Origin of the sequence: Pseudomonas sp. SZ57 (genome assembly GCF_009495975.1) — a bacterium.
In the GTDB taxonomy this organism is placed as follows: Bacteria; Pseudomonadota; Gammaproteobacteria; order Pseudomonadales; family Pseudomonadaceae; genus Aquipseudomonas; species Aquipseudomonas syringae.
Genome location: NZ_WIBD01000023.1, coordinates 40,009 through 53,600, shown reverse-complemented (window position 1 = coordinate 53,600; position 13,592 = coordinate 40,009). Strand labels below are relative to the sequence as shown.

At 60.0% G+C, this 13,592-nt stretch carries 13 protein-coding genes; 10 read left to right on the top strand and 3 right to left on the bottom strand.

Translation table 11 applies throughout. The features are described from left to right. Positions 1–429 precede the first annotated feature (429 nt). Both rmuC and GE543_RS27660 read left to right on the top strand, forming a co-directional pair. Positions 430–1,794 carry a DNA recombination protein RmuC gene (rmuC, locus tag GE543_RS20005; RefSeq protein ID WP_161420716.1) on the top strand — a complete coding sequence of 455 codons (1,365 nt, stop codon included), beginning with the start codon at positions 430–432 and terminating at the stop codon, positions 1,792–1,794. Positions 1,795–1,993: 199 nt separating this feature from the next. Then, the gene (locus GE543_RS27660) at positions 1,994–2,116 is read left to right on the top strand and encodes a PA1414 family protein (protein ID WP_003418154.1); all 123 of its coding nucleotides are present in this window, start codon (positions 1,994–1,996) and stop codon (positions 2,114–2,116) included. Between the two features lie 86 nt (positions 2,117–2,202). Here the strand turns inward: GE543_RS27660 and GE543_RS19995 are convergent, their stop codons facing one another. Beyond that, the gene (locus GE543_RS19995) at positions 2,203–2,499 is read right to left on the bottom strand and encodes a hypothetical protein (protein ID WP_153222212.1); all 297 of its coding nucleotides are present in this window, start codon (positions 2,497–2,499) and stop codon (positions 2,203–2,205) included. A 225-nt stretch (positions 2,500–2,724) separates the two neighbouring features. Between GE543_RS19995 and GE543_RS19990 the strand changes: the two genes are divergently transcribed. Further along, positions 2,725–3,324, top strand: coding sequence for a tRNA-uridine aminocarboxypropyltransferase (locus GE543_RS19990; RefSeq protein WP_003418149.1), 600 nt, complete (start codon positions 2,725–2,727; stop codon positions 3,322–3,324). 100 nt (positions 3,325–3,424) lie between these two features. Continuing rightward, positions 3,425–4,384, top strand: coding sequence for a DMT family transporter (locus GE543_RS19985; protein ID WP_153222211.1), 960 nt, complete (start codon positions 3,425–3,427; stop codon positions 4,382–4,384). A gap of 20 nt (positions 4,385–4,404) precedes the next feature. Here GE543_RS19985 and GE543_RS19980 read toward each other — a convergent pair whose 3' ends face one another. Together GE543_RS19980 and GE543_RS19975 are read right to left on the bottom strand one after the other, a co-directional pair. Beyond that, positions 4,405–5,019 (bottom strand): NAD(P)H-dependent oxidoreductase, encoded by a 615-nt coding sequence (locus GE543_RS19980; RefSeq protein WP_103696736.1) that lies wholly within the window; start codon positions 5,017–5,019, stop codon positions 4,405–4,407. After that, positions 5,012–6,406 (bottom strand): class II fumarate hydratase, encoded by a 1,395-nt coding sequence (locus GE543_RS19975; RefSeq protein ID WP_003342769.1) that lies wholly within the window; start codon positions 6,404–6,406, stop codon positions 5,012–5,014. Before GE543_RS19975 ends, GE543_RS19980 begins: the two co-directional genes overlap by 8 nt. Before the next feature lie 169 nt (positions 6,407–6,575). Here GE543_RS19975 and GE543_RS19970 point away from each other — a divergent pair, with 169 nt between their 5' ends. From GE543_RS19970 to GE543_RS19945, 6 genes are all read left to right on the top strand, one after another. Next, positions 6,576–7,103, top strand: a complete 528-nt coding sequence (locus GE543_RS19970; RefSeq protein ID WP_003314637.1) for a DUF2059 domain-containing protein — start codon at positions 6,576–6,578, stop codon at positions 7,101–7,103. Positions 7,104–7,118: 15 nt separating this feature from the next. Further along, the gene (locus GE543_RS19965; protein ID WP_003314638.1) at positions 7,119–7,412 is read left to right on the top strand and encodes a BolA family transcriptional regulator; all 294 of its coding nucleotides are present in this window, start codon (positions 7,119–7,121) and stop codon (positions 7,410–7,412) included. Between the two features lie 172 nt (positions 7,413–7,584). Then, positions 7,585–8,538, top strand: coding sequence for a rhodanese-related sulfurtransferase (locus GE543_RS19960; protein ID WP_080344030.1), 954 nt, complete (start codon positions 7,585–7,587; stop codon positions 8,536–8,538). A gap of 3 nt (positions 8,539–8,541) precedes the next feature. Continuing rightward, positions 8,542–9,174, top strand: coding sequence for a DsbA family protein (locus GE543_RS19955; protein ID WP_003418139.1), 633 nt, complete (start codon positions 8,542–8,544; stop codon positions 9,172–9,174). Continuing rightward, the gene (locus GE543_RS19950; RefSeq protein ID WP_004411187.1) at positions 9,167–10,993 is read left to right on the top strand and encodes an ABC transporter ATP-binding protein; all 1,827 of its coding nucleotides are present in this window, start codon (positions 9,167–9,169) and stop codon (positions 10,991–10,993) included. The genes GE543_RS19955 and GE543_RS19950 overlap by 8 nt, the downstream gene beginning before the upstream one ends. Positions 10,994–11,116: 123 nt before the next feature. Then, positions 11,117–13,579, top strand: coding sequence for an EAL domain-containing protein (locus GE543_RS19945; RefSeq protein ID WP_153222210.1), 2,463 nt, complete (start codon positions 11,117–11,119; stop codon positions 13,577–13,579). Positions 13,580–13,592: the final 13 nt, after the last annotated feature.

The following is a 13,592-nucleotide window of genomic DNA, read 5'->3' as shown; positions in this document are numbered from 1 at the left end:
ATTAAGTCAATGAAAAACATCGTTTTTTTTAGCTGGTGAAAAAATCGTCAGTTTGAGCGCAGGCCCCATGCTGCTTGCGTTTGCGGAAGTTAAAGGGGGGTTGTCCACTGAGTTATCCACAGCTTCTGTGGATTGTCCCGCGCAAAATGTCCCCCTAATAGGGGCTGTGTGCCGTGTTGAAAACGCGTACAATCCGTTCCCCCGATTTGCCCCCGCCTGTTGATCCCGTCTCACCCGAGATGATGTTTCTGCTGCACTATCACGCTCTACCCAATCTGCCGCTGGCCTTTATTATTCAGCCCGCATGGAGTCTTTATGGCACTGGACCTGAACAGCCTGTTACTGGGGCTTGGCGCAGCAGCGTTGCCCTTGCTGGGCCTGCTCTGGCATCTACAGCGCCGGCTGGCCGCTCGTCAGGCCGAGAGCGCGCTGCTCGATGAGCGTCTGAGCATGGCGCAAATGGCGCAGGAAGGTCTCAATGCCCAGTTGGATGCGTGCCGTGACGAGGTCAGCGACCTCAGTCAGGCCAATGCCGCCAAGCAGGCTGATCTTGCGGCGTTGCGCCGCGAGGTCGAGTTGCTGCGCCAGGAAAGCGATAACGCGCGCGAAACGGCGCAGGACTGGAATCATGAGCGTGCCGCCAGAGAGGCTGAGTTGCGTCGCCTTGATGCGCAGTGTGCAGCGCTTAACGCTGAGCTGCGCGAACAGCAGGATGGCCATCAGCAGCGCCTGAACGATCTGCAGGGTTCCCGGGATGAGCTGCGCGCGCAGTTCGCCGAACTGGCGGGCAAGATTTTCGATGAGCGCGAGCAGCGCTTCGCCGAGACCAGCCAGCAGCAGCTGGGCCAATTGCTCACGCCGCTCAAGGAACGTATCCAGTCGTTCGAAAAGCGTGTCGAGGAGAGTTACCAGAACGAAGCGCGCGAACGCTTTTCCCTGGCCAAGGAGCTGGAACGTCTGCAGCAGTTGAATCAGCGTTTGAGTGATGAGGCGACCAACCTGACACGCGCCTTGAAGGGGCAGAAGACCCAGGGCAACTGGGGCGAGCTGATCCTGGAGCGCGTGCTGGAGCATGCCGGGCTTGAAAAGGGCCGTGAGTACCAGACGCAAATCAGCCTCAAGGGGCCGGACGGCGAACGCTTTCAGCCTGATGTGTTGATCATGTTGCCGGGCGACAAGCAGGTGGTGGTCGACGCCAAGGTCAGCCTGACGGCCTACCAGCAATATGTGTCTGCCGATGACGAGGTCATTGGTCAGGCTGCGCTGAAGCAGCACGTACTGTCGCTGCGTAACCATGTCAAAGGCTTGTCGGGCAAAGATTACAAACGTCTCGAAGGGTTGCACAGTCTGGATTTCGTTCTGCTCTTCGTGCCTATCGAGGCCGCCTTTTCTGCCGCCTTGCAGGCCGAGCCGAACCTCTTCCAGGAAGCCTTCGACCGCAACATCGTGATTGTCAGCCCTACGACCCTGCTGGCCACCTTGCGAGTGATTGACAGCCTGTGGAAGCAGGAGCGTCAGAGCCAGAACGCCCGTGAGATCGCCGAGCGGGCAGGTTGGCTGTACGACAAGTTCGTGTTGTTCATCCAGGATCTGGATGAGGTAGGCAACCGCTTGCAGCAACTTGACAAGGCTTATTCGGCAGCACGCAACAAGCTGACCGAAGGGCGCGGCAACCTGATCAGCCGCAGCGAGCAACTCAAACTGCTGGGTGCGCGCGCCAGCAAGAGTCTGCCCGCCGATTTACTGGAGCGGGCTATGACCGACGGCGATGGCCTGATCAGTCCGCCAGACTGAGCCGGTCGACTCGTCGACGTAATGTTCAGTAACAGGCCGTCCGTCGCAAAGACTAGAAGCGATCCTGCACAAATGTCACATTGGCTCCATCGGGAAAATTGTTTCTCGTTGCACTCGGCTAACAGTTCATTTGCTTCTATGATCTCTAGTGAGTGATGAGTACGGATCGACTGCCGAGTATTTCCCTCAAGGGGGCTCTATGAATAGCAAACTGCAAGAATGGCTCCACGATGTAGGCGTTGCATTGGGTCTGATAGAACGCCCAAAACTGCAACCCATTCCGGTTCGTGCCGACGATGATCGTCGCCGCCAACGCCGGTAAGCCTCTCGCCTGACCCTGGCCACAGGGTAGTGAGCATGTTGAGTTTCGTCGGGGCGCACAGGGCGTCCCGATACAAGGGCCGGCTTTCAATGCTGATGCCCGGGCTTTTCCTCAGACTTTCCCGGTTCCTTTTTCACCTCATGCAAAATCAGCTTGATGATCTTGTTCAGCGCAAACTGATCTGGTCTGGCGATTGCTTTTTCCCTGATGGCTTCAGGGAGGGTGAAATCGAAGGCTTCCTCCAGCGCGCGGAAAAAGCGCTCGATATCATCGTCATCAAGGGCCAGATCGGCGAGCGTTGCGTTATCCTGAATGGCGCTCTTGTCCACTAGGATGATGCCCAGGGCGTCGAATACCTTTTGCCTGATCTCTTTGCGGTTCATGAAAGCCCCTGATGTGGATCTTGTCAGATACAGCAGGCGTACTTCATTTCTCCAGCCCAGACCCATGAGGCTAGCTCAAATCGCCGTTGCGGCTGTGGATTGACCCGCGTTTGCGACGCTGATTTGTTTAAAATGCCTGGCTGTTCGACAGGCGGTGTGCCGCAACGCTGATTCGTCGCGCAGCGCAGCCTTTTTAACCTTGTGAGATTGACCGAGTGCCCATCGATGTCCCGCGCCCGTTGTGAACGCTGTCTGCGTCCTGCCACGCATTGTCTGTGCGCCCTGATTCCACAGCTGGACAGCCGCACGCGGGTGTTGATCCTGCAGCATCCCGATGAAGTCGGCCATGCCTTGAACACCGCCCGACTGGCCGCGCTCGGTCTGCTCAATGCGCAGTTGCTGGTGGGCGAGGTATTCGACGATCTGCAGGCGCTTCTGAATCCGCCAGGCTATCAACCGCGATTGCTGTTTCCGGGTGACGCTGCGCAGACGCTGACGCCTTATGCGCAGGATTCGCTGCCCATGCTGCTGGTCGTGCCGGATGGCACCTGGCGCAAGGCGCGCAAATTGCTGCACCTCAACCCCTTGCTCGCCGAGCTGCCAAGGGTGACGCCGGGCGCTGCGCCTGCTTCGCGTTATCGCTTGCGCAAGGCGCCGGGCCCGGAGGCCTTGTCGACGCTCGAGGCCATCGTGCATACCTTGCAGACGCTGGAAGCACCTGACTCGTTCGAGGCCTTGCTGAAGCCGTTCGATGCGTTGATCGAAGGTCAGATTCAGGCCATGGGCAGTGAGACCTACCAGCGCAATCACGGCGGCCAGGGGTAAGGAACACAATTCGCGCCGTTAACTGCACCCAGCTGTAACTGTTGCTTTGCCGATCAGCGCCTAGAATGGGTGTTCTGTTCTATCTCTTGCGGAAGTTGCAATGCACATCTCGTCTGGTCGCTGGGTCTATGGCCTCTGTCTGTCACTGTTGACCGCGCTGCTGTGGGGCATTTTGCCGATCAAGCTCAAGCAGGTGCTGCAGGTGATGGATCCGGTGACCGTGACCTGGTTCCGCCTGGCTGTGTCCGGAGCGCTGTTGTTCATCTGGCTGGCGTCGGTCAAGCGCCTGCCCAGCTTCAAGGTACTGGGGCGCAAGGGCAGGGTGCTGGTCGGGCTGGCGGTGTTCGGTCTGGTCGGCAACTATGTGCTGTACCTCATCGGCTTGCGCCTGCTGAGCCCTGGCACCACGCAATTGCTGGTTCAGGTCGGTCCGATTTTTCTGCTGATCAGCAGCATCTTTCTGTTCAAGGAGCGTTTCAGTCTGGGGCAGGGCATCGGCCTGATGGTACTGCTGGTGGGCTTCGGGTTCTTTTTCAATCAGCGTCTGGTGGAGCTTTTCACCTCGTTGGGCGAATACACCCTGGGCGTGCTGGTGGTGCTCCTGGCCTCGACCATATGGACGTTCTACGGGCTGAGTCAGAAGCAGCTTCTGACGGTGTGGAATTCGCTGCAGGTGATGATGGTGATCTACCTGTTTTGCGCCCTGTTGCTCACGCCATGGGCGCACCCTGCCGAGGCATTGCTGTTGAGCCCGTTGCAGGGCTGGCTGCTGCTGGCCTGCTGTCTGAACACGCTGGTGGCCTACGGTGCCTTCGCCGAAGCGCTGGCGCACTGGGAGGCCTCGCGGGTCAGTGCGACGCTTGCCTTGACGCCGTTGGTGACGCTGACCGCCGTGGCGGTTGCCGCCTGGCTGTGGCCGGATTACGTGCAGGCTGAAGAGTTGAACATGCTGGGTTACGGCGGTGCGTTGCTGGTGGTGGCCGGGTCGGCGCTGACTGCGCTGGGCCCTTCGCTGGTCGCCGGCCTCAGGGCACGCAAGGCCCGGCTGGCGCAGGCCTGAGGTGCGGGTGGCTGCGCAGATCAGCGTCTGCCCAGCCCTTGCGCCTGAATAATCCACTCCTGACGCTGCTGTTCGCTGGCGCTGTGTACCGGGGCGAACTCAGTCAGGCGTTTGGTCTTTATCCCGCAAAAGCCGAGTATGGTCCGCACCATCTGCCGGTGCGCCGGCGCGCCGTAAATCCACTGAAAGTAACGCGGCGGCGTGTCCATGGCGACCAGCAGTTCCGCCGTCCTGCCGCGAAGCAGTTCATTGGATGAGTGCTTGCGGCCGTGGACCTTGAACGCAAAACCCGGTGTCAGTACCCGGTCGAAAAAGCCGGTCAGCAACGCAGGCAAACCGCCCCACCAAACCGGGTAGACGAAGACCAGATGCTCGGCCCAGTGGATCTGACGCTGGGCTTCGAGCAGGTCGGGCTCAAGGGTTTGAGTCTGATCGTAGCCGTTGTGCAGAATCGGATCGAAGTCCAGTTCGCCCAGCTTGATGACCCGCACCACATGCCCCTCGCTACGCGCCGTTTGCGCATAGGCGTCGCCCAGGGCGTGACAGAAACTGATGGCCTTCGGCGTGCCGTAGACCATCAGGATTCGTTTGCCATTACCTTCCAGCGGCGTTGCGCCGCTTCTGGCATCAGCCATTACTGCCTGCCTCGAGCATTTTATCCGGCCGCACCCAGGCGTCGAACTCTTCATCGGTCAGGTAACCCAGCGCCAATGCCGCTTCGCGCAACGTCAGACCTTCGGTGTAGGCTTTCTTGGCAATCTGCGCCGACTTGTCATAGCCGATATGCGGATTGAGGGCGGTGACCAGCATCAGGCCGCGCTCCAGGTGCTCGGCCATTTTTTCGCCATCCGGCTCCATGCCCGCGATGCAGTGCTCGTTGAAATTGCTGCAGCCATCGGCCAGCAGGCGAATCGACTGCAGAACGTTATGAATGATCACCGGCTTGTAGACGTTGAGTTGCAGGTGACCCTGACTGGCGGCAAAACCGATGGTCACGTCGTTACCCATGACCTGGCAGGCCAGCATCGACAAGGCCTCGCACTGGGTCGGGTTGACCTTGCCGGGCATGATCGAACTGCCGGGTTCATTGGCAGGCAGTCTGACTTCTGCCAGCCCGGCACGTGGGCCTGAGCCCAGCAGGCGCAGGTCGTTGGCAATTTTCATCAACGTACCGGCCAGCGTTTTCAATGCGCCGGACAGCGCTGCAAGTGGCTCGTGACCGGCCAGCGCGGCGAACTTGTTGGGGGCGGTGACGAATGGCAGGCCTGAGAGAGCGGCCAGTTCTGCGGCAATGGCCTCGGCAAAGCCTTTGGGCGCATTGAGCCCGGTGCCAACTGCCGTGCCGCCCTGAGCCAGTTCGTAAACGGCGGGGAGGGCTGCGCGAATGGCTTTTTCCGCGTAATCGAGTTGCGCGACAAACCCCGACAGCTCCTGGCCGAAGGTGATCGGCGTCGCATCCATCATGTGCGTGCGCCCGGTCTTGACCAGCTTCATGTGCCGCGCGGCCTGTTCGGCCAGGCCGCTGGACAGCTCGGCGATGGCGGGCAGCAACTGCTCCTTGACCGCCTGGGCAGTGGCGATGTGCATGGCCGTCGGGAAGCAGTCGTTGGAGCTTTGCGAGCGATTGACATGATCGTTGGGATGGACTGGCGACTTGCCGCCACGACCCTGGCCAGCCAGTTCGTTGGCGCGGCCTGCGATCACCTCGTTGACGTTCATGTTGCTCTGCGTGCCACTGCCGGTCTGCCAGACCACCAGCGGAAATTGCGCGTCATGCTGACCGTCGAGCACTTCGTCGGCAGCCTGCTCGATCAGGCGGGCGATGTCGGCAGGCAAGTCGCCATTTCGATCGTTGACTCGTGCGGCGGCTTTCTTGATCAGAGTCAGCGCGTGCAGGACGGGCAGCGGCATTCGCTGGTCGCCAATCGCAAAATTGATCAGTGAGCGTTGGGTCTGCGCGCCCCAGTAGGCATCTTCGGGGACTTCGATCGGGCCAATGCTGTCGGTTTCGGTGCGGCTCACTGGTCTTACTCCTTTAAGTACGTTGCAGGGTTAGGTGTCCATATGCCCACAGGGTTCCCGCGCAGTGCTTTTTAACCGCTGGGTGAACCGGGGGTTGAGCCAAAAGCCCAGATAAGCGCAGAATGGTCGGCCCTGGGGTAATGCCTCGTTTGCTAGATAAGGAAACTCGATGACCCGTCTTCGTGCCATTTGTACCGCGGTAGCCCTGGTCTGTGCCAGCGGCCAGGTCTTCGCCGACACCGCCAGTCACAACGCGAGCGCCGAAACGTTCCTGAAGCTTGCCAACGCCGATCGCCTGGGCGCTCCGGTCTACGCTCAGGTTCAGCAGATGTTCGCTCAGCGTTTTGCTGAAACCAAGGCACCTGCGTCGAAAAAAGCCCTGCTTGAAACCTATCAGGCCAAGGCCAACACCGCTCTGGACCAAGCCATTGGCTGGAACAAGCTCAAGCCTGAGATGGTCAAGCTGTACACCGCCAACTTCACCGAAAGCGAGCTGAAGGATCTGGTTGCGTTCTACCAGTCGCCACTGGGCAAGAAAGTGATGACCAAGATGCCTGAGCTGGCTCAGCAGTCGGCCCAGCTGACCCAGAGCAAGCTGGAAAGCGCTGTTCCGGTCGTCAACAAGCTGCTGGCTGACATGACTGCCGAACTGGAACCTGCCAAGGCAGCTGCTCCGGCTCCGGCCAAAAAGCCCTGACAGGCGATTTCCATCATGACCATGCAACAACGAATCGAGTCGGCGCTTGCGCTGCTGCAACCGCATCACCTGCAAGTGCTCGACGAGAGTCATATGCACAGTCGTGGTCAGCAGACCCATTACAAGGCTGTTCTGGTCAGTGATCAGTTTCAGGGCCTGAACTCGGTCAAGCGGCACCAGAAGGTTTACGCCACGCTGGGCCCGCTCATGGGCGAGTTTCATGCACTGGCGTTGCACACTTACACGCCTGAAGAATGGTCGAAGATCGGTGCAGCGCCTGCTTCGCCTACCTGTGCCGGCGGGCATTGATCAGGGCTTTTTACTGATCCGCCCCCCTTGCCGGGGCGATTGCCCCGCCGAGCTGCCTGCTGTACTCCGGTTTTTGCTAGAATCCGCACCGCGCCGCCTGGCCGGTGCGTTTTTTTGGTCCGCAATTTTTTACCCGGTAGGCCCTTTGCGAGGGTCGCCACTGGAGAGATACATGACTCAAGAGCCGATGACTCAGCCGATCGTCGTGGCTGCGCTGTACAAGTTCGTTACCCTCAGCGATTACGTGGAACTGCGCGAGCCGCTGTTGCAGGCCATGATCGACAACGGCATCAAGGGCACGCTGTTGATCGCCGACGAGGGCATCAACGGCACGGTGTCCGGCAGTCGCGAAGGCATCGATGGCCTGATGGCGTGGTTGAAGAACGACCCGCGCCTGATCGACATCGACCACAAGGAATCCTACTGCGACGAGCAGCCGTTCTATCGCACCAAGGTCAAGCTCAAGAAAGAGATCGTGACCCTGGGCGTCGAAGGCGTCGACCCGAACAAGAGCGTCGGTACGTACGTCGAGCCCAAGGACTGGAACAACCTGATCAGCGATCCGGAAGTGCTGCTGATCGATACCCGCAACGATTACGAAGTCTCGATCGGCACCTTCGAGGGCGCCATCGACCCGAAGACCACGTCGTTTCGAGAGTTTCCGGAATACATCAAGGCGCATTTCGACCCGGCAGTACACAAGAAGGTCGCCATGTTCTGCACCGGTGGCATCCGCTGCGAAAAAGCGTCGAGTTACATGCTCGGCGAGGGCTTTGAAGAGGTCTATCACCTCAAGGGCGGCATTCTCAAGTACCTGGAAGAGGTCCCCGAGCAGGAAAGTCACTGGCGCGGCGAGTGTTTCGTGTTCGACAATCGGGTCACGGTGCGACACGACCTGACCGAAGGCGATTATGATCAGTGCCACGCCTGCCGTACGCCTATCAGTGCCGAAGACCGCGCCAGCGAGCATTACTCGCCGGGCGTCAGCTGCCCGCATTGCTGGGATTCGCTGAGCGAGAAGACGCGTCGCAGCGCCATCGACCGGCAAAAGCAGATCGAACTGGCCAAGGCACGTAACCAGCCTCATCCGATCGGTCGCAACTATCGTTTACCTTCCGAGGCCTGAGCCATGTCTGCCCGCCTGATCTATGTCATGGACCCGATGTGCTCCTGGTGCTGGGGCTTCGCTCCGGTTGCCGACGCGTTGGTGCAACAGGCTCGGGCGGCGGGCGTGCCGCTGCATCTGGTCATGGGCGGTCTGCGCTCCGAAGGTGCGGCGCTGGAGCCGGCCAAGCGTCGTTACATTCTTGAGCACTGGCAGGCGGTTGAAGAGGCCACCGGCCAGCCGTTTCGTCGCGAAGGTGCGCTGCCTGAAGGGTTTGTCTACGACACCACGCCTGCCTGCCTGGCCGTGACTGCGGCACGGCAGCTGGACCCGGATCGCGCCTGGCAACTGGTCGGACTCATCCAGCGGGCGTTCTACAGCGAAGCCCGGGACGTAACGCGTCCGTCATTGCTGGCTGAGCTCGCGGAGCAGACGGGGCTGTCGCGTCAGGCATTTGCCGATGAGTTCGAAAGTCCGCAACGGCAGGCGGCCACCGCCGCCGATTTCGCCTGGGCACAGGATCTGGGCATTGCCGGCTTCCCGACCCTGCTGGCCGAGCGCAACGGTCAGCTGGCGTTGCTGACCAACGGTTATCAGCCGCTGAGCAGCCTTGCGCCCTTGCTGGGTCGATGGCTGGAGCGTGCAGCCAGTGCATGATGAAGTGCCTGAGGCTGCCCGACAGCCGCACGCCACGCGCAGCGATGCATTGAGCTGGGCCGAGATCCGTCGTCTCGCCTTACGGCATAAAAAGTCCCTGTGGCTGGCCAACGGTGTCGCGGTGCTGGCCACACTGTGCAGTGTGCCTATCCCGTTGCTGCTGCCGTTGCTGGTCGACGAGGTGTTGCTGGGCCGTGGCGATGCTGCGCTCAAGGTCATGGATCACCTGCTGCCTGGCAACTGGCAAAAGGCGGCGGGCTACATTGGCCTGATGCTGTCGTTAACGCTGGTGCTGCGGGTCGGAGCGCTGGTGTTCAATGTGTTGCAGGCGCGGCTGTTCGCCGGGCTGGCCAAGGACATCGTCTATCGTATCCGGCTGCGGCTGATCGAGCGGCTCAAGCGCATTTCCCTGCGCGAATACGAAAGCCTGGGCAGCGGCACGGTGACCACGCACCTGGTCACCGATCTGGATACGCTGGACAAGTTCGTCGGTGAAACCCTCAGTCGCCTGTTGGTGGCCACGCTGACCCTGGCAGGCACTGCGGGCATTCTGATGTGGATGCACTGGAAGCTGGCGCTGCTGATCATGCTGTTCAACCCGCTGGTCATTCTGCTCACGGTGAAACTGGGCAAGCGCGTCAAGCACCTCAAGAAGCTGGAGAACGACAGCACGTCGCGGTTCACCCAGGCACTGAGCGAGACGCTGGATGCGATACAGGAAGTCAGGGCAGGGAACCGACAAGGCTTCTTTCTGGGGCGCCTGGGCGTGCGTGCGCAGGAAGTGCGTGACTACGCAATCAATTCACAATGGAAAAGCGACGCCTCGGGCCGTGCCAGCGGGCTGCTGTTCCAGTTCGGTATCGATATCTTTCGCGCCGCGGCAATGCTTACGGTGCTGTTCTCGGACCTGTCCATCGGGCAGATGCTCGCGGTGTTCAGCTACCTGTGGTTCATGATGACGCCGGTCGAGCAACTGCTGAACCTGCAATACGCCTACTACGCGGCGGGCGGGGCGCTGACGCGCATCAACGAGCTGCTGGCGCGTGCCGACGAGCCGCAATATGCCGGTGGCACCGACCCGTTCGAAGGCAAGGAAACCGTAGGGGTCGAGGTGCGTGGCCTGACCTTCGGCTATGGCGAAGACCTGGTGCTGGACCAGTTGAACCTGAACATCGCGCCGGGAGAAAAGGTCGCCATTGTCGGTGCCAGCGGCGGCGGCAAGAGCACCTTGGTGCAGTTGCTGCTGGGTCTCTATACGGCGCGTACCGGGGTGATCCGTTTTGGCGGCGTCAGCCAGCAGGATATCGGCCTGGAGACTGTGCGCGAGAACGTCGCCGTGGTGCTGCAGCATCCAGCCCTGTTCAATGACACCGTGCGCGCCAACCTGACCATGGGCCGTGACTGCAGCGATGAAGACTGCTGGCGCGCGCTGGAGGTTGCGCAACTCGACCCTGCTATACGCGATCTGCCACAGGGCCTGGACAGCGTGGTCGGACGCTCCGGAGTCAGAATGTCGGGCGGCCAGCGCCAGCGCATGGCCATCGCCCGCATGGTGCTGTCCGACCCCAAGGTGGTGATCCTCGATGAGGCCACCTCGGCGCTGGACGCGGCCACCGAGTACAACCTGCATCAGGCGCTCGCACGTTTTCTGCGCAGCCGTACGACGCTGATCATTGCCCATCGCCTGTCGGCCGTGAAGCAGGCGGACCGTGTACTGGTGTTCGACGGCGGGCGTATCGTGGAAGACGGTGACCATCAGCAGCTGATTGCCGATGGAGGTCTGTACGCCAAACTGTACGGACATTTGCAACAAATCTGATGCGCGAAGCCTCGATCAGCGCACAGGTTGGCCCGATTGCGGGAGAATCACCTGCCCTCAAGGGCGAATTTAGCCTAGTCTCTGCGCTAGACGTTTATTCAGGCATGTGGTGACGTGAAACCCATGAAGCAACCATGGATCTTCTCCAAGCCCCGTCTGTTGGGCATTGTGTGGCCTTTCATTGCTGTCGCGCTGTTTCAGGCGTTGCTGGGATGCGTCAGTCTCTACACCATGTCTGCCGTGCGCAGCTATGTGGCGGGGGAGAGTCTCTGGTCCAAGGGGCAAAAGGACGCTATCCACTACCTGAGCCTGTACGCCAACCGGCATGACGAGCGTGACTACCTCAAGTATCAAAAAGCCTTTTCCGTACCTCAGGGCGGCCACGCGCTACGCAGGGCCCTCGATCAGCCCAATCCGTCCCTGGCCGATGCCAGAAGTGGAATCATTCAGGGCGGCAATCACCCCGATGACGTAAACGGCATCATCTGGATGTACCTGAATTTCCACAGCTTCAGCTTCATGAAGCAGGTTATTCACTTCTGGGAAGTGGGTGACGGCTATCTCATGCAGCTCGATGAGCTTGCGCGGCATATTCATGAGCGGGTCGGGCAGGGCGCTGTGAGCGCCGCCGAGGTCGATCAATGGCGCGAGCAGATCAATGTCATCAATGAAGGCGTCACGCCTGCTGCGCGCGCGTTCAGTGATGCGCTGGGCGAAGGCTCCAGGCTGATCCTCAACCTGTTGATAGCGGTCAATCTGGTCACCGCCGTGATATTGATTCTTCTGGCGCTGCTGCGGGTGCGTCGTCTGATCGTCCAGCGCCGCGTGTTTGCCGACGCCCTGCAACTGGAGAAGGAGCGGGCGCAGATCACGCTGGAGTCCATCGGCGACGGGGTGATCACCATCGATGTGGCCGGTGCCATCGTCTACATGAACCCGGCCGCCGAGGGCCTCACCCACTGGAAAGCCAATCAGGCCAGCGGGCTTCCGCTGGCTGCGCTGTTCAATCTGCTGGATGAAAACGATCAGAAAGACCAGTCAACGCTGGTCGAGCAGATCATCGCCGGCAAGCTCAAGGGTGGCAGCGCCAACAGCAAGCTGATCCAGCGCCTTGATGGCAGCACGGTGTCCGTCGCGCTGGTCGGCACGCCGATCTACACCGAAGGCGTGATCAGTGGCGCGGTGCTGGTGCTGCATGACATGACCCAGGAGCAGCAGTACATCGCCGATCTGTCCTGGCAGGCTGCCCACGATCCGCTGACCGGCCTGGTCAACCGCAGCGAATTCGAACGCCGTTTGCAGTGCGTGCTCGACGAAGACTGCGGTCAGGGCCGGAGCCATTGCCTGATGTTTCTCGATCTGGACCAGTTCAAGCTGGTCAATGATACCGGTGGTCATGCGGCGGGCGATGAACTGCTGCGCCAGCTGTGTCGGGCCTTGCCGGAGGGCTTGCGCGAGGGGGATACGCTGGCCCGGTTGGGAGGTGACGAGTTCGGCGTGCTGCTGGTCGACTGCCCCGACGAAACGGCGCTCGATATTGCCGAGGCGTTGCGCGAGGCGGTGCAGCGTTTGCATTTCATGTGGAAAGGTCGGCCATTCATGACTACCGTCAGTATTGGCCTGGTGCACCTCGGCGACACACCTGCGTCTCTGGAAGGGTCATTGTCTGCCGCCGACATGGCCTGTTATATGGCCAAGGAAAGAGGTCGCAACCGGGTCCAGGCCTACAGTGTGGATGACCTGACACTGTCGATGCGTTTTGGTGAGATGGCCTGGATACAGCGGCTGCACATGGCCATGGACGAAAATCGCTTTTGCCTTTATGCGCAGGAAATCGCCTCGATAAAGGGTGAAGCGGGCGAAGTACGACACATTGAAATCCTCCTGCGCCTGCGCGACGAGTCTGGACGAATGGTCGTGCCGGACAATTTCATTCCGGCCGCCGAGCGCTACGGGCTCATGACTACGCTGGATAGGTGGGTGGTGCACAATGTGTTCAAAGTCATAGCCCAGTGCCAGAGTGATGATCGGCATCAGGTGCCTCAGGCGCTATGTGCTATAAATTTGTCTGGATCGAGTATCGGCGATGATACGTTTCTCGAATACCTGAAACAGCAATTCAAGACGTTTGCCGTATCGCCCGGGATGATCTGCTTCGAGATCACCGAGACCAGTGCGATTGCCGACCTGCAAAGTGCGATCAGATTCATCAATGAGTTGAAGGGCCTGGGTTGTCAGTTTTCCCTTGATGATTTCTGCTCGGGCATGTCGTCTTTTGCCTATCTCAAGCATTTGCCGGTGGATTTCCTCAAGATCGATGGCAGTTTTGTAAAGGACATGCTCGACAATCCGATCAATAAGGCTATGGTCGAGGTGATCAATAATATCGGTCATGTCATGGGCAAACGCACCATTGCAGAGTACGTTGAAACGCCGCAGATCGAATCTGCGTTGCAGGAAATGGGCGTGGATTTTGCACAGGGCTATCTGATTTCCCGCCCTGAATTGTTCACTTGCGAGAGTCTTTATATTCAGCCCGTACGGCCTGACCCCCTGATGTTCGGCGCGCCAGGAACGCTACGTTAATCAGTTGAAACCC